The sequence below is a fragment of the Niveibacterium sp. genome, from assembly GCF_041909475.1.
Taxonomy (GTDB): Bacteria; Pseudomonadota; Gammaproteobacteria; order Burkholderiales; family Rhodocyclaceae; genus Niveibacterium.
In genome coordinates this window covers 108,823-133,917 of record NZ_JAYRDJ010000005.1, presented here as the reverse complement: position 1 = coordinate 133,917, position 25,095 = coordinate 108,823, and the positions used below count along the sequence as shown (strand labels likewise).

At 63.1% G+C, this 25,095-nt stretch carries 19 protein-coding genes; 10 read left to right on the top strand and 9 right to left on the bottom strand.

Annotated features, from left to right (window positions below):
• Positions 1-106 precede the first annotated feature (106 nt).
• Positions 107-2,221 (top strand): polyphosphate kinase 1, encoded by a 2,115-nt coding sequence (gene ppk1, locus ACE3P0_RS06155; protein WP_374400921.1) that lies wholly within the window; start codon positions 107-109, stop codon positions 2,219-2,221.
• A gap of 15 nt (positions 2,222-2,236) precedes the next feature.
• On the opposite strand, the gene ACE3P0_RS06150 is transcribed toward ppk1, so the two are convergent.
• Complete coding sequence (locus tag ACE3P0_RS06150; RefSeq protein ID WP_374400919.1) at positions 2,237-4,438, bottom strand: bifunctional (p)ppGpp synthetase/guanosine-3',5'-bis(diphosphate) 3'-pyrophosphohydrolase; 2,202 nt, start codon at positions 4,436-4,438, stop codon at positions 2,237-2,239.
• A gap of 99 nt (positions 4,439-4,537) precedes the next feature.
• Here ACE3P0_RS06150 and ACE3P0_RS06145 point away from each other — a divergent pair, with 99 nt between their 5' ends.
• Positions 4,538-5,257, top strand: coding sequence for a zinc-dependent peptidase (locus ACE3P0_RS06145; protein ID WP_374400917.1), 720 nt, complete (start codon positions 4,538-4,540; stop codon positions 5,255-5,257).
• A gap of 41 nt (positions 5,258-5,298) precedes the next feature.
• On the opposite strand, the gene malQ is transcribed toward ACE3P0_RS06145, so the two are convergent.
• From malQ to ACE3P0_RS06120, 5 genes are all read right to left on the bottom strand, one after another.
• The gene (gene malQ, locus ACE3P0_RS06140) at positions 5,299-6,843 is read right to left on the bottom strand and encodes a 4-alpha-glucanotransferase (protein WP_374400915.1); all 1,545 of its coding nucleotides are present in this window, start codon (positions 6,841-6,843) and stop codon (positions 5,299-5,301) included.
• Positions 6,844-6,894: 51 nt separating this feature from the next.
• Positions 6,895-8,979: a glycogen debranching protein GlgX gene (gene glgX / locus ACE3P0_RS06135; RefSeq protein WP_374400913.1), complete on the bottom strand. Its 2,085-nt coding sequence runs from the start codon at positions 8,977-8,979 to the stop codon at positions 6,895-6,897.
• Positions 8,979-9,461, bottom strand: a complete 483-nt coding sequence (locus ACE3P0_RS06130; RefSeq protein WP_374400911.1) for an alpha amylase C-terminal domain-containing protein — start codon at positions 9,459-9,461, stop codon at positions 8,979-8,981. Before ACE3P0_RS06130 ends, glgX begins: the two co-directional genes overlap by 1 nt.
• A gap of 66 nt (positions 9,462-9,527) precedes the next feature.
• Positions 9,528-11,162 carry a 1,4-alpha-glucan branching enzyme gene (gene glgB, locus ACE3P0_RS06125; protein WP_374400909.1) on the bottom strand — a complete coding sequence of 545 codons (1,635 nt, stop codon included), beginning with the start codon at positions 11,160-11,162 and terminating at the stop codon, positions 9,528-9,530.
• A gap of 1 nt (position 11,163) precedes the next feature.
• Entirely contained in the window at positions 11,164-13,605 is a 2,442-nt protein-coding gene (locus ACE3P0_RS06120) for a glycogen/starch/alpha-glucan phosphorylase (protein ID WP_374400907.1), read from the bottom strand.
• 401 nt (positions 13,606-14,006) lie between these two features.
• On the opposite strand from ACE3P0_RS06120, the gene ACE3P0_RS06115 reads away from it, so the two are divergent.
• On the top strand, positions 14,007-14,420 hold the full coding sequence (locus tag ACE3P0_RS06115) for a host attachment protein (protein WP_374400905.1): 414 nt from the start codon (positions 14,007-14,009) through the stop codon (positions 14,418-14,420).
• A gap of 319 nt (positions 14,421-14,739) precedes the next feature.
• Here ACE3P0_RS06115 and ACE3P0_RS06110 read toward each other — a convergent pair whose 3' ends face one another.
• From ACE3P0_RS06110 to ispD, 3 genes are read right to left on the bottom strand one after another with little or no spacing between them, the layout of a single operon-like run.
• Positions 14,740-14,976, bottom strand: a complete 237-nt coding sequence (locus ACE3P0_RS06110; RefSeq protein WP_374400903.1) for a 2'-5' RNA ligase family protein — start codon at positions 14,974-14,976, stop codon at positions 14,740-14,742.
• The gene (gene ispF / locus ACE3P0_RS06105) at positions 14,966-15,454 is read right to left on the bottom strand and encodes a 2-C-methyl-D-erythritol 2,4-cyclodiphosphate synthase (protein WP_374400901.1); all 489 of its coding nucleotides are present in this window, start codon (positions 15,452-15,454) and stop codon (positions 14,966-14,968) included. The genes ACE3P0_RS06110 and ispF overlap by 11 nt, the downstream gene beginning before the upstream one ends.
• Positions 15,451-16,164 (bottom strand): 2-C-methyl-D-erythritol 4-phosphate cytidylyltransferase, encoded by a 714-nt coding sequence (gene ispD, locus ACE3P0_RS06100; RefSeq protein WP_374400900.1) that lies wholly within the window; start codon positions 16,162-16,164, stop codon positions 15,451-15,453. Before ispD ends, ispF begins: the two co-directional genes overlap by 4 nt.
• Positions 16,165-16,236: 72 nt before the next feature.
• Between ispD and ACE3P0_RS06095 the strand changes: the two genes are divergently transcribed.
• From ACE3P0_RS06095 to mfd, 7 genes are all read left to right on the top strand, one after another.
• Positions 16,237-17,502, top strand: coding sequence for an MgtC/SapB family protein (locus ACE3P0_RS06095; RefSeq protein ID WP_374400899.1), 1,266 nt, complete (start codon positions 16,237-16,239; stop codon positions 17,500-17,502).
• Between the two features lie 63 nt (positions 17,503-17,565).
• A complete protein-coding gene (gene amrB, locus ACE3P0_RS06090; RefSeq protein ID WP_374400897.1) occupies positions 17,566-18,381 on the top strand; it encodes an AmmeMemoRadiSam system protein B in 816 nt (271 codons plus the stop codon).
• Positions 18,371-18,916 (top strand): AmmeMemoRadiSam system protein A, encoded by a 546-nt coding sequence (gene amrA / locus ACE3P0_RS06085; RefSeq protein WP_374400896.1) that lies wholly within the window; start codon positions 18,371-18,373, stop codon positions 18,914-18,916. Before amrB ends, amrA begins: the two co-directional genes overlap by 11 nt.
• A complete protein-coding gene (gene amrS / locus ACE3P0_RS06080; RefSeq protein ID WP_374400965.1) occupies positions 18,909-20,009 on the top strand; it encodes an AmmeMemoRadiSam system radical SAM enzyme in 1,101 nt (366 codons plus the stop codon). Before amrA ends, amrS begins: the two co-directional genes overlap by 8 nt.
• Positions 20,010-20,065: 56 nt before the next feature.
• Complete coding sequence (locus ACE3P0_RS06075; RefSeq protein WP_374400894.1) at positions 20,066-20,746, top strand: hypothetical protein; 681 nt, start codon at positions 20,066-20,068, stop codon at positions 20,744-20,746.
• Between the two features lie 78 nt (positions 20,747-20,824).
• Positions 20,825-21,391, top strand: coding sequence for a putative metalloprotease CJM1_0395 family protein (locus ACE3P0_RS06070; protein ID WP_374400892.1), 567 nt, complete (start codon positions 20,825-20,827; stop codon positions 21,389-21,391).
• A gap of 82 nt (positions 21,392-21,473) precedes the next feature.
• Positions 21,474-24,908, top strand: coding sequence for a transcription-repair coupling factor (mfd, locus tag ACE3P0_RS06065; RefSeq protein ID WP_374400890.1), 3,435 nt, complete (start codon positions 21,474-21,476; stop codon positions 24,906-24,908).
• Positions 24,909-25,095: the final 187 nt, after the last annotated feature.

Here is a 25,095-nt window from a genome sequence, read left to right as displayed (position 1 = left end):
CCGCCGCCCAGCGTGCGCGCTGCGGATTCGCTTACACATCGCCCCATGTCAACGAACCGTAACGGAAATGTCACACAATAGTGAATCGCTCAGAACGGACCGTGAAATGACTCGTACGCCCTGGCAACGCCAACACCCTGCCGAGCATTACCTGAATCGTGAGCTTTCTTTGCTGGCTTTCCAGCGCCGCGTACTGGCGCAGGCCGCAGACCCTACCGTGCCACTGCTGGAACGGCTGAAGTTCCTCTGCATCGTGTCGAGCAACCTCGACGAGTTCTTCGAGATCCGCGTGGCGGGTGTGCGTGCCCAGAACGCGTTGGGCGCGAACTCGAACGCACCAGACGCGATCCAGCCCAACGAGCTCTATCCGCGTATCTGCCGCGAGGTGCACGGCATCATTGCCGAGCAGTACTCGCAGTTGAACGACACGATCCTGCCGGCGCTTGCCACCGAGGGTATCCGCTTCCTGCGCCGCAGTGTCTGGACGCCCGAACAGCAGGCCTGGATTCGCGATTACTTCTACCGCGAAGTGATGCCGGTCCTGACGCCGATCGGCCTCGACCCCGCGCACCCCTTCCCCCGCGTCCTCAACAAGAGCCTGAACTTCGCAGTGGAGCTTGAAGGTCGCGATGCCTTCGGACGCGTTTCGAATGCCGCGATCGTGCAAGCACCACGTGCCCTGCCCCGCGTCATCCACCTTCCGCCCGAGCTGGGCGGCAGCCCGCACACCTTCGTTTTCCTCTCGTCGATTCTGCACGCCCACGTCGGTGCGCTGTTCGAGGGCATGACGGTGCTCGGTTGCTACCAGTTCCGGGTCACCCGCAACAGCGACCTGCTTTTCGACGAAGAGGACGTCAAGGATCTGCGTGCCGCACTGCAAGGCGAGTTGCAGCACCGTCATTTCGGTGACGAGGTACGCCTTGAGGTGGCAGACAACTGCTCCGACGCCATGGCGGACTTCCTGCTGCAACAGTTCGATCTGGGCCGCCAGGAGCTCTATCAGGTGCCAGGCATCGTCAACCTCGTCCGGTTGATGCAGGTGCCCGACTGGGTCGACCGGCCAGACCTGAAGTTCCGCCCGTTCAAGCCGGTAGTACCGAAAGATCTCGATTCGCGGTGCGACATTTTTGCCGCGATCCGCAAGCGCGACCATCTGCTGCATCACCCGTTCCAGAGCTTTGCGCCCGTCATCGATCTGCTGCGCAACGCGGCCGACGATCCCCAAGTGCTGGCGATCAAGATGACCGTGTATCGCACCGGCACCGACTCGGTTCTGATGGAACACCTGATCCGCGCGGCACGCAAAGGCAAGGAAGTGACGGTAGTCGTCGAACTGCTCGCGCGCTTCGACGAGGAAGCCAACATCAGCTGGGCCTCGCGGCTTGAGGAAGCCGGTGCCCACGTGGTGTATGGCGTGGTGGGCTACAAGACCCACGCCAAGATGTTGATGGTGGTCCGCCGCGAGGATACGGACAGCGGTGGCGGTGGCGTGCTGCGGCGCTACGTGCATCTCGGTACGGGTAACTACCACCCGCGCACCACGCGGTTCTATACCGACTTCGGGCTGTTCACCGCCAATGAAGACATCGGTGCCGACGTGAGCGATATCTTCAAGCAGCTCACCGGCCTTGGACACCCGCGGGCACTTCGGCATCTGTGGCAAGCACCGTTCACGCTACAACCGAGCGTCGTCGCGGCAATCCGCAACGAAGCCGAGATCGCGCGCGCGGGCGGCAAGGGGCGCATCATCGCGAAACTCAATGCCCTGCTGGAAGCCGAGACGATCGAAGCGCTCTACGACGCGAGCGCCGCGGGTGTCGAAATTGATCTGATCGTTCGTGGTCCCTGCGCGCTGCGCCCACAAGTGCCGGGCCTGTCCGACAACATTCGGGTGCGTTCGGTAGTCGGGCGCTTCCTGGAACACACGCGGGTGCTTTACTTCGCTGCCAATGGCGAGGATCGCGTCTATCTGTCGAGTGCTGACTGGATGGAGCGCAACTTCTTCCGCCGAATCGAAACAGCGTTCCCGATTCTCGACCCCAAGCTCAAGCGGCGCGTGATCAAGGAGGGGCTCAAGCCCTACCTTGGAGACAACTGTCAGGCTTGGGACCTGTCCGGCGATGACGGCAGCTATCGCCGCAAGCAGGGGCGTACGATCCGTCGCTCCGCGCAGGAGATCCTGCTATCGGAACTTGTCGGCGGTACCAGCGCCGGCAATTGAACACAAGGCGCGCCGCTATGCGCGGCGCGCACGCTCCACGCCTTCGACTTCCCCGATCAGGGTCAGCGCACGCTGACTCTGGCTTGCATTGCGCACTTCAATCGTGAAACGCATGAAGGCGCGCCCGCCCTTGGACATGGTGTTCACCGCGATCACGTTGAGCTTCTCGCGGGAGAGGATCTCCGATATGTCGCGCAGCAGGCCCTGGCGGTCATGTGCGTCCACGGCGATGTCGATCGGGTAAACGTCGCTGACCTGTGCCGCCGTATCCGATTCGCCCCAGGCCGCCTCGACCACGCGCTCGGGGTGTTTAAAGGCCACATGCCGGAAATCGCGACAATCCGAGCGATGAATCGATACACCCTTGCCGCGCGTGACGAAGCCGGAAATTGCGTCGGGCGGGGCCGGCTTGCAGCACCGGCTCAAGGTTGTCAGCAAACGCCCAACCCCCACGACCAGAATCTTGTCATCGCGACCACGCCCGCGACTCCGCCCGATCACCACATCCGGCGCAGGCTCGGCGGGGCTTACATCACCATGCAGTGCGATCTGGATCTGCCGAGTGCCGACGTCGCCGCGGCCAACCGCGATCAGGAAGGCATCGGTTGTCTTGAAGCCAAGCCGTGAGGCGAGATCGTCAAGGCTGGAATGCGCCTGCCCTTCGCGCTGCAATTCCTTCAGCGCGATGGTGCGGCCCTGCGAGAGGGTCTCGGCCTCTTCCTGCAAGGTGAACCAGCGGCGCACCTTGGAGCGGGCGTTCGATGTCGCCAGATAGCCCAGTTGAGGATTGAGCCAGTCACGCGACGGGCCGCCCTGCTTCGCCGCGATAATGTCGACGACCTGGCCGTTATCAAGCGCCGTATTCAGCGACACCATCTGACCGTTGATCTTGGCACCGCGGCAACGATGCCCCAGATCGGAATGCACCCGGTACGCAAAGTCGATGGGGGTGGCGCCGCTTGGCAAGTCGACCACCCGGCCCTGCGGTGTCATCACATAGATCGTGTCATCGAGCGATGCGTTCTTGTAGTGCGACTCCCATTGCGCGGAATCGCTGATTTCGTCGCGCCAGGACAAAAGCTGTCGCAACAGCGCGATCTTCTCGTCGTACTCGCCTGTCTCGCGAGCCCCCTCCTTGTAGCGCCAATGGGCGGCTACGCCGAGCTCGGCGTGACGGTGCATCTCCATCGTGCGAATCTGCACTTCAAGCGCACGCCCATCGGCGGCACGTACCGCAGTGTGCAGGCTCTGGTAGTTGTTGCCCTTGGGCTTCGAGATGTAATCGTCGTACTCGCCCGGTATCGGCTGCCAGATCGTATGGACGATACCCAGCGCGGTGTAACAGTCGCGCACATCTCGCACCAGCACACGCAATGCGCGCACGTCATAGACCTGGGAGAAATCCAGGTGCTTGGCGCGCATCTTGTTGTAGATCGAGTAGATGTGCTTCGGCCGCCCGTACACGTCAGCCTGTACGCCCGCCGCAGCAAGGTCATCCTTGAGCCGCTTGATTGAGGTTTCGATGAAGGCTTCGCGTTCGACGCGGCGCTCGTCGAGCATCTTCGCGATGCGTTTGTAGGTCTGCGGCTCAAGAAAGCGGAACGACAGATCCTCCAGCTCCCATTTGAGCTGCCAGACACCGAGCCGGTTCGCGAGCGGCGCGTAAAGATCCATGCTCTCGCGCGCGAGTTCTTCCTTCGAGTCCGATTCGTGCTCGGTCAGGTAGCGCAGCGTCTGCGTCCGGCTGGCCAGACGAAGCAGTACGACGCGGATGTCCTCGACCATGGCGAGCACCATCTTGCGCAACACTTCGGTCTGCGCGCGCACGTCGGTCGCGGCCGACTGCGCGGCCTTACGGGTGATCAGGCGCAAGCCGTTCAGGCGTGCCATGCCATCGGTGAGCCGCGCGACGTTGCGCCCGAAGCGCCGCTCCACTTCCTCGCTCGGCTCGTCGACATACTCGACCACGGCAAACAGCAGGGCTGCCAGTCGGGTATCCAGATCGAGTTTCAGAGCGACCGCAATCAGCGCCATGCCCAGCGCATGTCGCAAGGTCGGCTCGCCGGTCCGCAGCGTGTGTTCGCCATACAGCGGCACGATCCAGTCCAGCGCAGCCTGCAAGGGCGCCAGCGCTTCGCCGCCGAGCCCCTCCGCGAGCGCAGCGGCGCTCGGTACAGAGGAATCGGAGCTATCGAGAGAATGGGCAACTTGAACCATGCCAGCATTATTCCACAAGCCCCGGATCGCGCTCTCCAACGCCTGCCCAGCTAGACTTGCGCCATGAGATGGCTCAAACGTTTATGGTCGTCCTCGCCGATGGATCGCCCGCGCAGCGAGGACGTGCTTGCCGAGGCCGAGGCTGCCCTGCCCTTCCTCCGCTACCTGACGCCGGAAAACAGGGTACGCCTACGGCAGATGGCAACGACATTCCTTGCACGGAAAGAATTCGCCGGCGCAGCCGGGCTGGAGATCACAGCCTTCATGCAGGCCTCGATTGCGCTGCAGGCCTGCCTGCCGGTTCTGGAGCTCGGGCTTGAGGCTTACGACGGCTGGGTTGGTATCGTTGTTTACCCCGGCGAATTCGTGATTCCACGCAGCGAGATCGACGAGCACGGCGTCCTCCACGAATACACCGAGGATGCACTCGGCGAAGCCTGGGATGGTGGCCCGGTGGTGCTGGCGTGGCTCGACAACCCGGACGAATACGACGGCGCGAACGTCGTCGTGCATGAGTTCGCCCATAAGCTCGACATGCTCAACGGCGACGCGGATGGGCTTCCGCCGCTACATGCAGGCATGTCGGTTGAAGCCTGGGGCGCCGCATTGGGTGAAGCCTATGAGGACTTCTGCGAGCGAGTAGATGCCGGTGAGGACACTGAAATAGACCCCTACGCTTCCGAGCATCCGGCCGAATTCTTTGCCGTCATCAGCGAGGTGTTCTTCGTTGAACCGGCGCTCCTGAACGCAACTTACCCTGATGTTTACCTGCAACTCGCGCAGTTCTACCGACAGGATCCGCTTCGCCCCGCTGCATGAAAAAAGGGCCCGAAGGCCCCTTCTTAATCCACCCGTACCGATCAGGGCAAAGGCTTGTCAGCCGGCCACTCAGACATACGCGGAAGCTTGTCCGCACCGGTGCGGGACGACAACGCGCAGAGTTCGGCGAGACGACGCGCCGGCTCAGGGCCAACGTAGTCCCACTTGAAGCGCCAGGTCCAGCAACCAACCTGCCCCGGCGTGTTCATGCGGTGGTAGCCATCCAGACCCAGCACATCCTGGAACTGATACACCGCCATACGCGCTACGGACATCGCGGCGGCACGGATCATCGTCCAATGGATGTCATGGCCATCGGTCGAAAGGTAGTGGCGTGCAAAGTCGCGCTCACGCTCGGTACAGGTCGCCCACCAGCCGCGGATGGTGTCGTTGTCATGCGTGCCGGTGTACACAACGGTGTTCGGCACATAGTTGTGCGGCAGGAAGTTGTGATCCGGGCCTGCAGCGAACGCGAACTCCAGGATGCGCATGCCGGGCAGCGCGAAGCTGTCACGCAGATCTTCGACGTCCGGCGTAATCACGCCCAGGTCTTCGGCGATGATCGGCAGTTTGCCCAGCGCCTTCTCGATTGCCGCAAACAGTGCCTTGCCGGGGCCTGGCACCCAACGACCATGAATCGCCGTCGGTTCCGACGCCGGAATCTCCCAGTACCCAGCGAAGCCACGGAAGTGGTCGATTCGGACGACGTCTGCGAGCGCGAGTTGGCGCTTGATCCGCTCGATCCACCACGCATAGCCGTCCTTGTCCATCGCAGCCCAGTCGTACAACGGGTTGCCCCAGCGCTGACCGGTTGCGGAGAAGAAATCGGGCGGCACGCCGGCGATAACGGTCGGCCACTTGTTCTCGTCGAGGTAGTAGAGATCCGGGCGCGCCCAGCAGTCAGCGCTGTGGTGCGCCACGAAGATCGGCATATCGCCGATCAGCTGAACGCCACGCTCGTTGGCATAGGCTTTGACCGACTTCCATTGGCGATCGAAGCACCACTGCACGAACTGCCAGAAGGTGATCGACTCAGCCAGATCCTTGCGGGCCTTGGCGAGTGCCTTGGGCTCACGTTTTGCGACGCCTTTGTCCCAATCGGGCCACAGCTTGCCGGCAAAGCGCTCGTCGAGCGCCATGAACAGCGCGTAATCGTCGAGCCAGCTGGCTTCGGCCTTGCAGAACGCCTCGAAGCCCGCTTTATCCGCTTCAGATGCCTTGGCTGCAAAACCGGCCGCTGCCTGGCGCAGCTTCTCATTGCGGAACGGCACGACCTTCGCGTAGTTCACACGCTCATCGCTGAAACCTACGCGCTCTGCATCAGAAATCGGCGCAAGCCAACCCTTTGCGACGAGCTCTTCGAGGTCAACCATCAGCGGGTTGCCAGCGAACGCGGACACACTCATGTAGGGCGAATCGGCGGGGCCGATCGGCATCAGCGGCAGCACCTGCCACAGCGTCTGGCCGGCACCGACCAGCCAATCCACAAAGTGATAGGCCGCTTGACCGAGGTCGCCACAGCCGTTCGGGCCGGGAAGCGACGTCGGGTGCAGCAAAATGCCGCTGGTGCGTCTATCAAAGACCATCTGCGAGTCCTTTCTTTATTGTCGTGATGTATCTAGCGGGCCGTTCGGCGTTCAGGGGGCGCCAACCGGCAATGAGAAAAGCGCGGCCACGGCGCGATGCGCCAGCGTGTAACGCGTTGTGCAGCTTGCGGGCTGGAAGGGTTCGTCAAGATCCGTATCGAACACGCGCTGCCACGGCCCGGAGGGCAACTCGAACTGAACCGCCTGCACGTCACCATTCAGCAGCAACGCGAGGCGTGGTCCACGAGTGCCTGGCGACGGCGTGAAGATCGCGCTGAAGCTGTGCTCGTGACTCTGGTTCCAGTCCTCGGCGGTCATCACACCGCCGTGCGGGTTGTACCAGACGAGGTCGTAAGGCGCGTGCGCCGCGTCCATGCGGCCGCCCCACATTGCGTTGGGCATCGCCCCGTGCACGCCACGCAGGCGAATCAGCAAGGCAACAAATTCGCAGAGCTTCTCGTCGAACTGCGACCAGTCCAGCCACGAGATCTCGTTGTCCTGGCAGTACGCATTGTTGTTGCCGCCCTGCGAACGACCGAATTCGTCGCCCGCGAGCAGCATCGGCGTACCACGGGAAAGCAGCAAGGTCGCCAGCAGCGCGCGCTTGAGACGCCGCCGCTCCATCAAGACGGCCGGCTTGGTGGTCGGGCCCTCTTCGCCACAGTTGGTGCTGAGGTTGTGGGAATGCCCGTCGCGGTTGTCTTCGCCGTTCGCCTCGTTGTGCTTTTCCTTGTAGGAAACAAGGTCTTCGAGGCTGAAGCCGTCGTGCGCGGTGATGAAGTTGACGCTACACAGCGGCGCCCGATGGGAGCCCTGGAAGATGTCGCTCGAAGCCATGATGCGGCGCGCATACTCGCCGCGGCTGCGGTTGTGCTGCAACCAGAAACCGCGAGCGGTATCGCGAAACTTGTCGTTCCACTCCATCCACGCGGTCGGAAACTGACCCAACCGATAGCCGTCGTGCCCAAGATCCCAAGGCTCTGCGATGCGCTTGACCGTGGACAGCACCGGATCTTGCTCGAAGGCCACAAAGAACGCCGCATCTGGGTCGAAGCCATGCGCACGTCGGCCGACGGCTGGAGCCAGATCGAAACGGAACCCATCAACACCGAAGTTGTTCACCCAGTAGCGCAGCGAATCCAGAACCATCTGCGTCACGCGCGGGTGCGCAACGTTCACCGTGTTGCCGCAACCGGTGAGGTTCTCGCAGTGCGACGGATCGTTCGGTTGCAGCCGGTAGTAGCTTTGATGATCGATGCCGCGGTAGCAAAGCGTCGGACCAGTCTCACCCGCTTCGGCGGTGTGGTTGTAGACCACGTCGATCACGACCTCCAGCCCGGCGGCGTGCAGCGTGTCGACCATCTCCCGGAACTCCGCCTCGGGCGACGAAGTGGTGCGCGACCAGTAACGCGGCTCCACCGCGAAATACGCCAGTGGGTTGTAGTTCCAGTAGTTCGTCATCCCTCGCGCAACAACGTGTTGCTCCGGGATGCCGAACTGAACCGGCAGCAGTTCGATCGTCGTTACACCGAGCTTCTGCATGTGCTCGATCACTGCGGGATGACACACGCCCAGGTAAGTGCCGCGCAGTTCATCGGGCACCTTGGGATGCAACATCGTGAGGCCTTTGACGTGGGCCTCGTAGATCACGGTCTGCTCGGGCGGTACGCGTGGACGAATGTCCCCGGTCGAAGGCAGATCGAGCACCACCCTCGCCTTCAGCGCCGAGCGGCCATTGTCCGTAGTGCTGAACGAACGATGGCCGTCCGGATGGCGCATCTCAAAACCGAAATGCTCGTTCTTCCAGCGAAACTCACCGACGATCTCGCGCGCGTACGGATCGAGCACCAGCTTGTTCGGATTGAAGCGGTGACCACGCTCCGGCTCATACGGGCCGTGAACGCGATAGCCGTACACCAACCCCGGCCCTACCGATTCAAGATAACCGTGCCAGACGTCGCCCGTCCGTGCCGGCATGGGAAAACGCGTGATCTCGGTCGTGCCGTCGTGATTGAAGATGCAAAGCTCGACGCGCGTTGCATTGGCTGAAAAGAGGGCGAAGTTTACGCCCTCGTTGTCAGCTGTTGCGCCCAGCGGCCAGGCGCGTCCGTTTGCGAGTCGGGAAGGGAGATGCATCAGGGCGTGTATTCAAAAACAACCGAAGCCAAAGGCGGCAGCGTCACGACGATGGAATGAGCATGACCACCCCAAGGGATCGGTTCCGCCACGATCGGCCCACTGCCATTGCCGAGATTGGAACCACCGTAGAGCTCGGAATCCGTATTGAGCACCTCGCGATAGCTACCTGCCCGCGGTACGCCGATCCGGTAACCGTTGCGCGGCTCGGGCGTGAAGTTGCAGGCGGTAACTGCCATCGCATCGTCGTCACGGCCAAAGCGCGCAAACACCAGCGTTGACCAGTCGGCGTTGTGCATGTCGAGCCAACTGAAACCTTCACGTTCGCAATCGCGTTGATGCAATGCCGGCAAGCGCTTGTAGAGCGCATTGAGGTCCTTGATCAGCTGCTGCACACCGCGATGAAGCGGATGTTCCAGCAGGTGCCAATCAAGGCTGCGATCATGATTCCACTCGCGCCCTTGAGCGAACTCGCCACCCATGAACAGCAATTTCTTGCCTGGATGGCTCCACATGAAACCGTAGTAGGCACGCAGGTTCGCGAACTTCTACCACGCGTCACCCGGCATCTTGTCGAGCAGCGAGCCCTTGCCGTGCACCACCTCGTCGTGCGAGAGCGGCAGCATGAAGTTCTCATCGAACGCATAGACGAGGCCGAAGGTCAGCTGATCGTGGTGGTAGCGACGATGAATCGGCGCACGCTTCATGTATTCAAGCGTGTCGTGCATCCAGCCCATGTTCCACTTGTAGTGGAAGCCCAGTCCGCCAGCGTACGTCGGGCGTGACACGGCCGGCCATGCAGTGGACTCTTCGGCCGCCATGATCGCACCGGGGCAATGCTCACCGACCACTTCGTTGGTACGGCGGAGGAACCCGATAGCTTCGAGATTCTCGCGGCCTCCGTACACGTTCGGCACCCACTCGCCGGCTTTACGCGAGTAGTCCCGATAGAGCATCGACGCAACCGCGTCGACACGCAGACCATCCGTGCCCCAACGCTCGATCCAGTACAAGGCATTGCCGACCAGATAGTTGCGGACTTCGGTGCGGCCGTAGTTGAAGATCAGCGTGTTCCAGTCAGGGTGGTAGCCCTCGCGCGGATCAGCATGTTCGTAAAGATTTGATCCATCAAAACGGCCAAGCCCGTGCGAATCGGTCGGGAAATGTCCGGGCACCCAGTCGAGCAGCACGCCAAGACCAGCCGCATGGGCAGCTTCGATAAAACGCCCAAAGCCGTCCGGCGTGCCGAAGCGCGCCGTGGGTGCATACATACCGACAGGCTGGTAGCCCCAAGAACCATCGAACGGATGCTCGGAAATCGGCATCAGTTCGAGATGCGTAAAGCCGAGATCCCGCGCGTAGGGGATCAGATCCTCGGCCAGTTCGTCCCAATTCAGGAAACGGTCGCCGTCTTCCGGCACACGTTTCCAGGAACCGAGGTGAACCTCGTACACGCTGATCGGCGCATCCAGCGCGTTGGCTTCTTTGCGGCCGTCTGGCAAAGCCCGGCGCGCAGGCAAGTTGGCCACCACGCTCGCGGTGCGCGGACGCAACTCGGAGCCGAAACCGCACGGATCCGCCTTGCTCAATATCTCGCCGTTCTGGGCACGCAGTTCAAACTTGTAAAGCGTCCCCACGCCGAGCCCCGGCAGGAAGATTTCCCATACGCCGCACTCACGGCGTAAGCGCATCGGGTTGCGCCGCCCGTCCCACTGGTTGAAGTCACCAACAATGGAGACGCGTTGCGCATTGGGAGCCCACACGGCGAAAGCGGTGCCGGAGACCCCTTCGATCACTTTCGGGTGCGCGCCCAGCACCTCAAAGGGCCTCAGGTGCGTTCCTTCAGCCAGCAGCCACGCGTCCGTCTCGCCGAGAATGGGCGGGAAACGGTACGGGTCGTCGAGATCTGTGACCGCGCCGTTGTGCCAGGTCACCCTGTAGCGATACGCGAAGACTTCCCGCTTGCGCGGAATGATGCCCTCGTAGAAACCGTCCGCGTGCAGGCAGTCGAGCGCAACCACGTCGCGCCCGTCTGCCGCATCTACGCAAACGACTTCCGTTGCGCCAGGAAAAAACGCTGACAGTCGCAAGCGACCGTCAGCGTCCGTGTGCATACCAAGCACGGCAAATGGATCACCGTGCCTGGCTTCGAGCAGTGCCGCGATGTCGTCGGCTGTCAGCATGTCAGCGAGCCTTTATGCCCCAGATGTTTTTGCAGTATTCGCCAATCGTACGGTCTGACGAGAACATCCCCATGCCGCTGATGTTGTGGACCACCTTGGTCAGCCAGTTGGCGCGATCGCGGTAAGCGGCGTCAACTTGACGGTGGGTCTCAACGTAGGCTGCGAAATCGGCAAGCAGGAAGTACTGGTCGCGGCCGAGCAGCGTTTCGACGATTGCCTGATAACGGTTCGGCTCTTCCGGGGTGAAGTAGCCGCTGGCGATCATGTCTAGCACTGCTTTCAGATCGGCGTTCCCCTCGTACCACGCACGCGGATTGTAGCCCTCTTGCGACAGCTTCTCGACTTCTTCGGTGCGCAGACCAAAGATGAAGATGTTGTCCAGACCGACGTTCTCGGCGATTTCGATGTTGGCGCCGTCCCAGGTGCCGACAGTCAGCGCCCCGTTCAGGGCGAACTTCATGTTGCCGGTACCCGAAGCTTCCGTACCCGCGGTCGAGATCTGCTCGGAAATGTCCGCTGCCGGGAAGATCTTCTCTGCCACGGAGACACGATAGTCAGGCAGGAAGACAACCTTCAGGCGATCCTTGATGCGCGGATCGTTGTTGACGGTGCGGGCAACGTCATGGATCAGGCGAATGATCAGCTTCGCCATCTTGTAGGCCGAGGCGGCCTTGCCGGCGAAGACGTGAACACGCGGCTGCCAATCAGCATCCGGGTTCGCGATCATTTCGCGATAGCGCTGAATCACATGCAGCACGTTCAGCAGCTGGCGCTTGTATTCGTGGATACGCTTGACCTGAATGTCGAACAGCGCATTCGGATCGACCACGATGCCGGTCTCGCGCTTGATGTAAGCGGCCAGGCGTTCCTTGTTTGCGAGCTTGACCTTCGCGACTTCGGCGCAGAACGCTTCGTCATCCGCATACTTCTTCAGCTTGCTCAGCTGATCAAGGTCGATCTGCCACTGACCGCGCAGCTTCTTGCTGATCAGCTTGGTGAGGCCGGGGTTGCACTGGCCCAGCCAGCGACGCGGCGTCACACCGTTGGTCACGTTGGTGAAGCGATCCGGATAGATCTTCGCGAAGTCGGCGAAAATCGTCTGCACCATCAGATCCGAGTGCAGCTTGGCGACGCCGTTGACCTTGGTCGAAGCGACGATCGACAGGTTGCCCATGCGGACACGCTTTTCGCCATCTTCAGCGATCAGCGAAACGCGGCTCAGCAGCGCGGTGTCGCCAGGGAAGCGAGCAGCAACCATCGAGAGGAAGCGGCGGTTGATCTCGTAAATGATGTCGAGGTGACGCGGCAGCAGGTACTGCATGATGCCGACCGGCCAGGTCTCGATCGCTTCCGGCATCAGCGTGTGGTTGGTGTAGGAGATGATGCGCGAGGTCTGATACCAGGCATCGTCCCAAGTCAGATCATGCTCATCCATCAGCAAGCGCATCAGCTCAGGCACAGCCAGGGCCGGGTGCGTATCGTTCAGCTGGATGGCCGCCTTTTCGTACAGGTTGTCGAGGCTGCTGTAGGCGCGGATGTGGCGCGCAACGATGTCCTGCAGCGACGCGGTGACGAAGAAAAATTCCTGGCGCAGACGCAGCTCGCGACCTTGCGGGGTGCTGTCATCCGGATACAGCACCCACGAGATGTTCTCGGCCTTGCTGCGGGTTTCGGCAGCGCGGGCGTAGTCGCCACGGGTGTGTGCGGACAGATCCAGCTCTTCCAGCGCGGTGGCCTTCCAAAGACGCAGCGTGGACACGCGCTCGGTGCCATGGCCCGGGATCACCATATCGTAGGCGCGCGCCATGATGCGCTCGGACGGCGTCCAAACTGGACGGCCATTCACGTACTCCACCCAACCGCCAAACGGCACGATGTAGTGAATGTCGCGACGCGGGAATTCCCAAGGATTGCCGTTTGCGAGCCAGTTATCCGGCGTTTCGACCTGCTTGCCGTCCTGGATACGCTGCGTGAACATGCCGAACTCGTACCGGATGCCGTAGCCGAACGACGGCACACCCAACGTTGCGAGCGAGTCAAGGAAGCAGGCCGCCAGACGACCCAGACCGCCGTTGCCGAGTGCGGCATCCGGTTCGGTCTCGAGCACGTCGGCCGCCTCGAGCTTCATCTTCTTCATTTCGGAAGCGAAGTCCTTGTCGAGGTTCAGTGCGGCGAGCGCGTTGCTCATTGCGCGACCGATCAGGAATTCGGCGGAGAGGTAATACGCACGACGCGCGCCAACGGCGTTGTCGTCATGCTGGGTCTGCAGCCAGCGAGCAGCCAGACCTTCACGGGCGGTCAGCGCGGTTGCGCGCATCCAGTCCGTCGGGGTTGCCGTCGCCTGGGTGGCGCCGACTTCATTCTTGAGATGACGCTCGACCGAGACGTCGAAGGTGACATCGATACCGCCCTGATCGAGAGGTTCGGAGCCCATCTTGTTCATCACTGCTCCTTGAAAGGACAACAGGCCAGGAATTCGGGGGGACATGGGTTTGACTCCTTTGCGCTTGCTGCGCATTTGTCTGCCAAACCGCTCCGGTGCTGCGTGTATCCATACATAGCACATTTGCCGGTCGCCAAACTGTCAGTCAGCTGCGACCAGGCACTTAGCCGGGGCGGTAACGTGGTGCGGAAGTTACCGGGGTGCCTTCCACCCTTCTTGACCTACATTGCTTGATAAGCGCTGTTTATCGCGCTGCATTGCAGCAAATTTGCATTGTTCTTGACCAGATTTCGCCATGAGGCCAGCGGTCGCCCGCTGAGCACCTTTTCCTCCTTCAAACAAGCGTCTAGTCTGAAATTTCGTGCCATTCGGCACGAGGCAAACGCATGAGGAGGATGGATATGTCGATTACTTGGGTGCTCGTCGCCAACGCCCGTTCCGCCGCGCTTTACGAGAATCAGGGGCCTAACAAGGGGTTGACCCTGGTCAAACAGATCGAGCCGGAGACCGATGGCCTGGTCGAGGACCTGTCGATTGGCGGCATGGACCGAAGTGCGTGGCATGGCCCAGGAGACCTTCGACGAAACCGCGCGCGTGGGTTTGCACATCGTCTGGCGGGCGAACTAAGGAGTGGACGCAATCACAACCGCTTCTCGCGCGCCGTGCTCGTCGCGCCGCCGACCTTCATGGGCCTGCTGAATGCGGAGCTCGATTCGCCAACCGAGATGAAGGTCAGCGGGCGCCTTGAGAAGGACTACACCAAGAACACGCCGGCCGATCTTTGCGGAAAGCTGGGCGATTGTCTGTGTCCCTGAGATAAGCCCTCACTCCCCTCCCCCGGCGAGCGGCCAACGCGCAATCACCTCATAGCGCGAACTGCTCGCCTCTTTTTTTGCCGATCGGGCCAGCACGAATTCACCGCATCGCCAGGCCGCAGCTGCAAGCGGCGGCAACGGGGCTGGGGTGCGGGCGTTACGCAACAGCGTGATGTGGGGCATCGTCATGCCAGACAAAAGCCCGAGCCCCGCCGATACCAGTCCGCTGTGCAATCGCGCTGCGATCTGCATAAGCGCTGGCGGGGCGGCGGACGCGCCCGCCCAGACGATACGGTTGTGCGGCCAGTACTCAAGCCGATCAAAGCAGAGATCGAATGGGGGGGCTGCACAGCCCATCCGCGACGGCCATGGTGCGGGACAGCGCTGCGTCGTCTTGTTCGCCGAGGAAGACCAGCGTGCAATGCAGGGAGTCGGTCGGCATCGCGCGGCCGCCACAGTTACGTGCGGCCGCATCGCGCGCGTTGGCGAGCGCGCCGGCCGCCGACGCACTCGGCCAGAGTGCAAAGAAGTAGCGAGGCGGCCGTTCAGGCGCCATTGCGGATTAGCAGCGCGACCGCTTCCGCCGCAATCCCTTCGCCACGCCCGGTGAAGCCAAGGCGCTCGGTTGTCTTGCCTTTCAGGTTAACCGCATCCGGCGCTACGCCGAGGTCAGCAGCAATGTTGGCAACCATGGCGGGCACATGCGGAAGAATCTTCGGCGCCTGCGCGATCACGGTGGCGTCGAGGTTGCCGATACGCCAGCCGGCAGCATGAACCGATGCCACCGCGGCACGTAGCAACACCCTGCTGTCTGCCCCCGCGAAACGCTCGTCCGTATCGGGAAAATGGCGCCCGATATCGCCAAGGCCAGCCGCACCAAGCACGGCGTCGGTAATGGCATGCAGCAGCACGTCAGCATCGGAGTGGCCGAGCAGGCCGCGATCAAACGGAATATCAACACCGCCAATGATGAGTTTGCGACCGGGCACGAGCGCGTGCACATCGAAACCTTGGCCAACGCGGAAAGGGATCATTTTGTGGACTCCGCAGCGCTGCCGAGCAGGCGCGCCGCCATTGCAAGATCGTCGGGAAAGGTGACTTTGAAATTGGTTGCATCCGAGGCGATCAACCTCGGGCTAAGCCCGCAGGCCTCGATCGCGCCCGCCTCGTCTGTGACTTCGGGGTGCGCCGCGAGCGCATCGCGCAGCATCGCAAGGCGGAACATCTGAGGCGTTTGCGCCTGCCACATGCCGGCACGTGGAATCGTCTGCGCGACACGGCCGTCATCGCCAGCACGCTTGAGGGTGTCGGCGACCGGCACGGCGAGCAAGCCACCGACCGGATCATCCGCCAGCGTTTCGATCATCCTGGCGACGAGACGGGGCGACACACAGGCCCGCGCAGCATCATGCACCAGCATCCAGGTCTGCGCGTCCGCGTGCAGAGCTACTTCCTGCAAGGCATTTGCGACGCTCTCGGCACGTGTCGCGCCCCCGCAGTGCAGCACCGTGATGCGGGAATCAGCGGGCCATTTGTAGCGCGGCCAGTGGATGTCGTCAGGCGCAAGAACGACCCAGATACGGCTCAGGGACTCGACTGCCAGCAAAGCATCCAGCGTGTGCCGGATCACCGGCCGGCCGAGCAGATCAATGTATTGCTTCGGGAGCTCGCTACCCATACGCGAACCACTGCCGGCGGCAGGAATCAGCGCGTGGAAGCACGGGTTGGTATTGATGAGGGTCATCGGCGAATTCTAGCTTGGCGTGCGCTGGCATCGTCGCCGCCGTATGCTGCGCATCAGAGGGAGGAGCACGTCATGGATTTCACCCAGACGCCCGTACTGGCCAGCTTGCAGCCCCTGATCGTGAGCGGCGGGATCGGTTTTCTGATCGGCTTGGAGCGCGAGCGGAATACTTCTGCCCAAGCGGGCGTTCGTACCTTCACGCTGGTTGCGCTGCTTGGCGCGCTGTCTGCGCTGGTGGCTCAGCAGCTTGCAAGTCCTTGGCTGATTGGCGCGAGCCTTCTGTCCGTTGCGGTGATGATCATCGCCGCCCATCTTCGTCATCCCAACCCGGCGGACTCGGGTACGACCTCCGTCGTGGCGCTACTCGCGTGCTACTTGCTCGGCGTACTGGTGTGGCTTGGGCAAACGCCGCTGGCGGTGATCCTCGCGGTGCTGATCACCGCCCTGCTCTACTTCAAGACCGAGCTGTCGGGCATCGCCAGCAAGCTGACGCACGCCGAGTGGATCTCGATGCTGCAGTTCGCCACCTTGAGTCTCGTGGTGCTGCCGGTGCTGCCCGACAAGGGATTCGGCCCCTACGGCGCGCTCAACCCCCACCAGATCTGGTGGATGGTGGTGCTGATTTCGGGTGTCAGCCTAGCCGGCTATGCGGGTTTGCGCCTCTTCGGCGACCGCTATGGAACCCTGCTGCTGGGCTTTGCCGGTGGGCTCGTCTCTTCAACCGCAACAACGCTGATCTTTGCACGGCATGCGCGCGGTGATGCGCGCTTTGCGAGCACCGCCGGGCGGGTGATCCTGATCGCGAATCTGGTCATGCTGGTACGGCTGAGCCTGTTCGCCGCTGTTGTTGCGCCGGCAGCCTTGTCGCCCGTTGCGCTGCTGATGGCCGCGGGCCTGGTGCCGGGCATGTTCTATCTGCTCAGCGCCTGGGGTACCGCGGCAAGCCCTGGCAGCTTGCCGCTGCCCCAAACGCGCAACCCGACCGAAGTACGCGTTGCGATCGGCTTTGCGGCGCTGTACGGCGGCGTGCTGCTGATCTCGACCTGGTTGACCGAGAGCGTGGGCACCCGCGGGCTGTACGCGGTGGCGCTGGCTTCGGGTCTGACCGACGTCGATGCGATCTCGCTGTCGAGCCTGCAACTTCAGGCCGCGGGAAAACTGGCGCCGAATGCTGCAGCCACGGCAATCGCGCTGGCCGCCCTTGCCAACCTCATCTTCAAGACGAGTACGGCGTTGGTGGTTGGCGGACGGGAATTGGCGCGGCCAGTCGCGATCGGCATGGGTCTCGTAGGCGGCGGCATGACGCTCGCGTTGGCGCTGATGCACACAGCGCAGTAGCGCGCGGTCCGCTTCCTATAATTGAAGCGCAAGGGCCGCCCTCCGGCCCACTCGGGAGTCGTCATGGCGTCAGCGAGCATCCGCCCCCCCGCGGTCGCAGGATTCTTCTACCCTGGTGATCCGCGAGAGCTCGACGCCATGCTGGAGCAGTTGTTCGCCCGCAACAGTGCGCCGCAGCCGGGCAGCTGCCCCAAGGCGCTGATCGTGCCGCACGCGGGCTATATGTACTCTGGGCGCACCGCGGCGCACGCCTTCGCCAGCCTCAAGCCCTGGGCGGGCCAGATCTCGCGTGTGGTGATCCTCGGGCCGACCCACCGCGTGCCTTTGCATGGCATCGCACTGCCGGCGTGCGACGCGTTCGCTACCCCATTCGGTGTTGTACCGGTGGATCAGGACGCGCTGGCCAGTATCCGGGCGATGCCGGGCGTATGCGTGTATGACGCGGCGCACGCCGCCGAGCACAGCCTGGAGGTCCAGCTACCGTTCCTTCAAGCAGTGCTGGAACATTTCAAGCTCGTACCACTCGCCGTCGGCAAGGCGGACGCGCAAACCGTAGCGAGTGTTGTCGAGCAACTCTGGGGTGGGCCGGAGACGCTGTTCGTACTCAGCACCGACCTTTCTCACTACCACGGCTATCGCGAAGCGCAGGAGCTGGACCGCGACACCGTGCGCCGCATTCTGGATCTGGAATCGGACATCGAGCCAGAACAGGCCTGCGGTGCCTATCCGCTCAACGGCCTGCTGCAGACCGCGGCCCACCACACCATGCGGACCCAGCTGCTCGATCAATGCAGCTCGGGCGACACCGCAGGTGACCGCGCGCGCGTAGTCGGTTACTGCGCGGTCGCGCTGTTTGAAGGGGAACGAAATGCTCACTGAAAACGGACCGCTGCTGGTTGCCCATGCGCGCCATGCCATCGCAAGCCGGCTTGGTGTTCAGAGCGCCCAACCTGCCGATGTGCCGGCCCTGCATCAACCGGGCGCGGCGTTTGTGACTCTGACCCATTTCGGTCGCTTGCGCGGCTGCATCGGTTCGCTGACCGCGCAGCGCCCACTCGGCGACGACATTGCTGCGAACGCGGCTGCCGCAGCCTTCCGTGACCCGCGCTTTCCGCCGGTCGGGGCCTCGGAATGGCCGGATCTGCAGGTCGAGGTATCCGTACTCGGCGCCACCGAATGGCGCATCTGTGCGACGGAAGCGGATGCCGTAGCGTGGATTCGCCCCGGTGTCGATGGCGTGATCCTCGAATATGGCGCTCACCGGGCGACCTTCCTGCCGCAGGTGTGGGAATCGCTGCCGGAGCCTTCACAGTTCCTCACCGAGCTTCGGCGCAAGGCCGGCATGCGGCTGGAGCATTGGCCCGAGACAATGCACGTCGGCCGCTATCAGGTCGAGAAATTCCATGATGCGTGAAGCGCCCGGCGTGCCAGCTGACTACCCGGCCCGCTGGTGGCACTGGCTCGACGACGGCCGCATTCAGTGCGATCTGTGCCCGCGTGAATGCAAGCTACACGCAGATCAGCGCGGCGCCTGCTTCGTCCGCGAACGCCGTGGTGACGCGATGCTGCTATCGACTTACGGGCGCAGTTCCGGCTTCTGCATCGACCCGATCGAGAAGAAACCGCTCAACCATTTCTACCCGGGCAGCAGCGTGCTGTCGTTCGGCACAGCCGGCTGCAACCTCGCCTGCAAGTTTTGCCAGAACTGGGATATCTCGAAGTCGCGCGACATGGATAGGCTGATGGACGCCGCCGCGCCCGAGCAGATCGCCCAAGCAGCGCGTCACTACGGCGCCGCGAGCGTGGCCTTCACCTACAACGACCCGGTGATATTCGCCGAGTACGCAATCGATACCGCCACCGCCTGCCGTGCCAGGGGCGTGCACACCGTTGCCGTGACGGCCGGCTACATATCGCCCGCTGCGCGGGCCGAGTTCTACGCCGGCATCGATGCCGCCAATGTCGACCTGAAAGCTTTCAGCGACGATTTTTATGTACGCCTGACCGGTGCGCATCTCGCACCAGTGCTGGACACCCTCGTCTGGCTGCACCACGAATCGAAGGTGTGGGTCGAAATCACCGCGCTGTTGATTCCTGGCGCGAACGACAGCCCGAGCGAAATCAAGGACATGGCGGCCTGGATCCAGCGTGAGTTGGGGCCTGACGTACCGCTTCATTTCACGGCCTTTCACCCCGATTTCAAGCTCACCGACAAACCGCCAACACCGCCCGCCACGCTGACAATGGCGCGCCGCATTGCCCGCGATGCCGGGCTGCACCACGTCTATACCGGCAACGTTCACGACAGTGAGGGCGGAACGACCTATTGTTCCGCCTGTGGCGTGCCGTTAATCGTTCGTGACTGGTACAACATCCATCTGTACCAACTCGACGAACACGGCTGCTGTAATGCCTGCGGCGCCCGACTGGCGGGGCATTTCGGCAAGTTTGAAAAACCGTTCGGTGCGCGACGCATCCCGGTCCACCTGGGCGCCTCCCCAGGCTGAGGTCCGGTGCCGGCAAAGCGTGCGCCGTTGGCAATAAAGGAAGGTTTGCGGCATCCATGTCCGGCTTCATCCACCGCACCACTGAACTGAGCATCCCCGCCAGAAGCGCGTGGCTGACGGCGCTGCTGTCACATATTCCGGACGCGAAGGCGCTGCTGATCTGCTTTGCTGCGGCGCCGATCGCGCGAACGGACAGCCGCGAGTTCGTGTTTTCGGAAGTCTTTCGCAAGGCCGGCTACGCCACGCTGCTAGTCGACGGGCTCACGGCCTACGAAGAAAAACGCGATCCGGATGCGCGATTCGATGTGCCGAAACTCACCGAGCGCCTGAGCCAGGTGATCGAGTGGGCGCAGCACCAACCCCAGCTCGGGCGACTCGGGCTTGCAATCAGCGCAAACGGCACATGCGGCGCCGCCGCGATCAAGGCTGCGGCCGCGACTGACCCGCAGCCCTTTGCGCTGGTCTGCCGAGCAGGTCGAATGGATTTGGCTGGTGCAGCGCCGCTTCGCCGCAATCGCGTGCCTTTGCTCGCCATCGCGGGCGGCACCGAAGACCCAACCCGCGAACCCGCTGCGCACGCCTACCAGTTGCTCGAAAGCGAGAAGTCCTGGCTGGAAATCGAGCGCGCAAGCGAGCGTTTCATCGAGCCCGGCACGCTTGACGAAGCCGCGCGCGCCTCGATGCAGTGGGTGGAGCGCTGGCGCCCCGCCACACTCGACCTGGCCAGCAACGGCTAGCTGCCAAGGCACCACAAGCGGAGTCGTACCCTCGCCATCCGCGACGCCACGTTCTAGGCTGAGAGCTGGAGGCCCGGAATGATCGGCGGAGTGGATGCCAGTTTCGTCGCGCGTACCTTTGCGTCCGCCACGACGCAGGGGGCTTCTCGCGCGCAAAACGCGGCATCCGGCACCAGCGGCGAGCTGAGCGAAGAGCAGAAGAAGCAGGTCGAGAAGCTCAAAAAGCGCGACCAGGAAGTCCGAGCGCACGAGCAGGCGCATGTTTCGGCCGGCGGCAACCTGATCCGCGGCGGCGTCAATTTCAAGTACGAAACCGGACCAGACGGCCAGCGTTATGCCGTGGGCGGCGATGTGTCGATCGACGTCTCCGAAGCGCGCACGCCACAGGAGACGGTGCGCAAGGCCGAGCAGATCCGCAACGCGGCCATGGCACCCGCCGACCCCTCGCCGCAGGACTACAGCGTCGCAGCGCAGGCTGGGCGACTGGGCACGAAGGCGCAGGGCGAGATCGCACAGGCGGCCCAGCAAGCGCAAGACAAATCCGCTGGGGTCAGCAGCGCTTCGGCCAGTGCCATCAAGGCCTACAAGGCGGCGGAAGAAGCCTTTTCGGCGATCACGGGCAGCCTGATCGCCGCACGAGCCTGAACGCGCGTCAGCAATCCGGCCGAGGCGTTATCCAACGGGGCGGCGCGTATAATTCCGCGCCTCGCTCATACGCCCCGCCCCCATGACCCAGCCGCTCCCGCTTCGCCTGCAGGCGATCGACGCCAGCCCTATTCCGGCCGCCGGCCGCCGCATCGATCTGCCACGCCTGCATGGCTCCGCCGACGCGCTGGCGCTTGCGCAACTTGCCAGCAAGCAAGCGCTGGCAGTCATCACCGCCAACCCCCTCGACGCGCAGCGTCTGCGTGACGAAATCGCGTGGTTTGCGCCCGGCCTGCGCGTGCATCTGCTGCCGGACTGGGAAACGCTGCCGTACGACGCCTTCTCGCCGCACCAGGATCTGGTGTCGGAACGCTTGGCAACGCTCTACGCGATCCAGCGCGGCGACGCGGACATCACGTTGGTGCCCGCCTCCACCGCGCTCTACCGGCTCTGCCCGCCCTCCTTCCTCGCCGCGCACACCTTCTTCATCAAACAAGGCGATCGGCTCGATGCCGACGCGCTGCGCGCGCAAATGGTCGTGGCCGGCTACGAGCATGTGACGCAGGTGGTGCGGCCCGGCGAATTCTCGGTACGCGGCGGGCTGATCGATCTGTTCCCGATGGGCTCACAGCTGCCCTTCCGGATCGAGCTGTTCGATGAAGACGTCGACACGATCCGCACCTTCGACCCCGATTCTCAGCGCACGGTCTACCCGACCAAGGAAATCCGCCTGTTGCCGGCACGCGAGTTTCCGCTCGACGAAAAGGGCCGCACCGCGTTCCGCGCGCGCTTTCGCGAAGTCTTTGAGGGTGATCCGTCGCGCAGCCCGATCTACAAGGACGTGTCGAACGGTCTGGCGCCGGCAGGGATCGAGTACTACCTGCCGCTTTTCTACGAGCAGACGGCAACGGTGCTCGATTACCTTCCGGCCAACGCGGCGCTGACGCTGCATGGCAACGTGCCCGCCGCGTTCGACGACTTCTGGCGCGAGACCAACAGCCGCTACAAGCTGATGGCGGGCGACCCGGCCCGGCCGCTGTTGCCGCCGGCGCAACTATTCCTCTCTGCCGAGCAGTTCTTCTCCGCCACCGGTGAGCGCCCACGCATCGTGATCGGAGACAAAGGGGCCGGCGAAGCCTCGGCGGCACTGCCCGAGTTGGCGGTCGAGCGCCGCGCCGCAGACCCCCTGCATCGGCTCAAAGGCTTTATCGGCGGGTTCGCCGGTCGAGTGCTGGTGGTCGCCGAGTCCGCGGGTCGCCAGCAAACCCTGCTCGACTACTTTGGCGAGTACGGCGTGGCGGCGAGTGCGTCGGCCGACCTTGCCGCCTTCGTTGCCGGCGACGCACCGCTCAGCGTCTTGCATGGCCCGATCGCGAGCGGCTTTGTGTTGCCGCAAGCCAAGATTGCGATCGTGACCGAGGCGGAGCTCTACGCCACCCAGGCACGCACCCGTTCCCGGCGCGACAACCGCAAAGCCGCCACGATGGAAGGTTGGCTGCGGGACTTGTCCGAACTGCGTGTCGGCGACCCGGTGGTACACGTCTCGCATGGCATCGGCCGCTACCTTGGCCTGGTACACCTGGATCTCGGCGAGGGCGAGACCGAGTTTCTCGATCTCGAGTACAACGGCGGCGACAAGCTGTATGTACCCGTATCGCAGCTGCATGTGATCAGCCGCTATGCGGGCGCAGACCCCGAAAACGTGGATCTGCACCGGCTCGGCAGCGGCCAGTGGGACAAAGCCAAACGCAAGGCGGCGCAACAAGTGCGCGATACCGCTGCCGAGCTGCTGGCGCTCTACGCCAAGCGCGCGGCACGCGAAGGGCACCGTTTCGATTTCAAGCAGCACGATCTGGAGGCGTTCGCCGAAGGTTTCGGCTTTGAGGAAACCCCGGATCAGCTTGCCGCCATCGAGGCGGTGGTTGCCGACATGCGCTCGGGCCGCCCGATGGATCGCCTGGTCTGCGGCGACGTCGGGTTCGGCAAGACTGAAGTCGCGCTGCGCGCCGCGTTCATCGCGGTGGCCGACGGCAAGCAGGTTGCGGTACTCGCGCCGACCACCCTGCTCACCGAACAGCACTATCAGACCTTCGCCGATCGCTTCGCCGACTGGCCGGTGAAGATTGCGGAGCTTTCGCGCTTCCGCAGCGCCAAGGAACAGGCGGATGCGCTGAAGTTGTTGTCCGAAGGTAAGGTCGACATCCTGATCGGCACGCACCGGCTGTTGCAGAAAGACGTCGAATTCAAGCGCCTCGGTCTGGTGATCATCGATGAGGAACACCGCTTCGGTGTGCGGCAGAAGGAGGCGCTGAAGACCCTTCGTGCGGAAGTCGACATCCTCACGCTGACCGCTACCCCCATCCCCCGCACCCTGGGCTTGGCGATGGAAGGATTGCGCGAGTTCTCGGTAATCGCAACGGCTCCGCAGAAGCGCCTTGCGATCAAGACCTTCGTGCAGAAACACTCCAAGGGCGTGGTGCGGGAAGCGGTGTTGCGCGAGTTCAAGCGCGGTGGCCAGGTGTATTTCCTGCACAACGAGGTCGAAACGATTGAAAACGTGCGCCAGCAACTCGCCGAGATGCTGCCCGAAGCACGCATTGTCGTGGGCCACGGCCAGTTGCCGGAGCGTGAGCTCGAACGCGTGATGCGGGACTTCACGACCCAGCGCGCCAACCTGCTGCTGTGCACGACGATCATCGAGACCGGCATCAACATCCCGACCGCAAACACCATCATCATCCACCGCGCAGACCGCTTTGGCCTGGCGCAACTGCACCAGTTGCGCGGCCGCGTCGGGCGCTCGCACCACCAGGCCTACGCCTACCTGTTGACCGACCCGCACGCCAAGCCAACGCCGCAGGCACAGAAACGCCTCGAGGCGATCTCGATGATGGAAGAGCTCGGCTCGGGCTTCTACCTCGCGATGCACGACCTGGAGATCCGCGGCGCCGGCGAGGTGTTGGGCGAAAACCAGAGCGGCGAGATCCAGCAGATCGGTTTCTCGCTCTACAGCGAAATGCTCAAGCGCGCGGTGAAGGATCTTCAATCTGGCAAGGAGCCGGATCTCGCGCAACCGCTGGATGTGACCTCCGAGATTAACCTACACGCACCGGCCTTGCTGCCGAGCGACTACTGCAGCGACATCGGCGAACGTCTGACGCTCTACAAGCGCATGGCCAACGCAGACAGCAACGATGACCTGCTGGCGATCCAGGAAGAACTGATCGACCGCTTCGGTGAAATGCCGGCGCAAACGCAGACCTTGCTCGATACCCACCGCCTGCGCATCGCGGCGCGGCCGCTGGGCATCATCAAGATCGACGCGTCGGAGTCGCGCATCAACCTGCAGTTCGTGCCAAATCCGCCGATCGAGCCGATCCGTATCATCCAGTTGATCCAGAAACATCGGCACTACAAGCTCGCCGGGCAGGACAAGCTCACGGTGACCATCGCCTCCGAAACGCTGAAGGATCGCGTCGCTCGCATCCGCGACGTGCTGAAGGCGCTGGCGGGCTAGCCCTTGTTTGGTTGATCAACAGGGAGCGGCACTAAGCAAGGGCCACTCGCGTGCCGACGCACCGGGGTCTGCTGCTGAGACAGGCTTCTTTGCGCATTCGCAAATGCGGCCTTTGTTGTGGCCGCAACGCTGGGGGGCAGCGTTTGCCATGGCGCAAGCGGACTCGGAACGAGCGGTGCTAACCTGC

Bases quoted from the DNA above. Each gene is read 5' to 3' on its own strand.
- ppk1 (WP_374400921.1), top strand. From the start codon at position 107: ATGACTCGTACGCCCTGGCAACGCCAACACCCTGCCGAGCATTACCTG.
- ACE3P0_RS06150 (WP_374400919.1), bottom strand. From the start codon at position 4,438: ATGGTTCAAGTTGCCCATTCTCTCGATAGCTCCGATTCCTCTGTACCG.
- ACE3P0_RS06145 (WP_374400917.1), top strand. From the start codon at position 4,538: ATGGATCGCCCGCGCAGCGAGGACGTGCTTGCCGAGGCCGAGGCTGCC.
- malQ (WP_374400915.1), bottom strand. From the start codon at position 6,843: ATGGTCTTTGATAGACGCACCAGCGGCATTTTGCTGCACCCGACGTCG.
- glgX (WP_374400913.1), bottom strand. From the start codon at position 8,979: ATGCATCTCCCTTCCCGACTCGCAAACGGACGCGCCTGGCCGCTGGGC.
- ACE3P0_RS06130 (WP_374400911.1), bottom strand. From the start codon at position 9,461: ATGGGTGGCGAGTTCGCTCAAGGGCGCGAGTGGAATCATGATCGCAGC.
- glgB (WP_374400909.1), bottom strand. From the start codon at position 11,162: ATGCTGACAGCCGACGACATCGCGGCACTGCTCGAAGCCAGGCACGGT.
- ACE3P0_RS06120 (WP_374400907.1), bottom strand. From the start codon at position 13,605: ATGAACAAGATGGGCTCCGAACCTCTCGATCAGGGCGGTATCGATGTC.
- ACE3P0_RS06115 (WP_374400905.1), top strand. From the start codon at position 14,007: ATGTCGATTACTTGGGTGCTCGTCGCCAACGCCCGTTCCGCCGCGCTT.
- ACE3P0_RS06110 (WP_374400903.1), bottom strand. From the start codon at position 14,976: ATGGCGCCTGAACGGCCGCCTCGCTACTTCTTTGCACTCTGGCCGAGT.
- ispF (WP_374400901.1), bottom strand. From the start codon at position 15,454: ATGATCCCTTTCCGCGTTGGCCAAGGTTTCGATGTGCACGCGCTCGTG.
- ispD (WP_374400900.1), bottom strand. From the start codon at position 16,164: ATGACCCTCATCAATACCAACCCGTGCTTCCACGCGCTGATTCCTGCC.
- ACE3P0_RS06095 (WP_374400899.1), top strand. From the start codon at position 16,237: ATGGATTTCACCCAGACGCCCGTACTGGCCAGCTTGCAGCCCCTGATC.
- amrB (WP_374400897.1), top strand. From the start codon at position 17,566: ATGGCGTCAGCGAGCATCCGCCCCCCCGCGGTCGCAGGATTCTTCTAC.
- amrA (WP_374400896.1), top strand. From the start codon at position 18,371: ATGCTCACTGAAAACGGACCGCTGCTGGTTGCCCATGCGCGCCATGCC.
- amrS (WP_374400965.1), top strand. From the start codon at position 18,909: ATGCGTGAAGCGCCCGGCGTGCCAGCTGACTACCCGGCCCGCTGGTGG.
- ACE3P0_RS06075 (WP_374400894.1), top strand. From the start codon at position 20,066: ATGTCCGGCTTCATCCACCGCACCACTGAACTGAGCATCCCCGCCAGA.
- ACE3P0_RS06070 (WP_374400892.1), top strand. From the start codon at position 20,825: ATGATCGGCGGAGTGGATGCCAGTTTCGTCGCGCGTACCTTTGCGTCC.
- mfd (WP_374400890.1), top strand. From the start codon at position 21,474: ATGACCCAGCCGCTCCCGCTTCGCCTGCAGGCGATCGACGCCAGCCCT.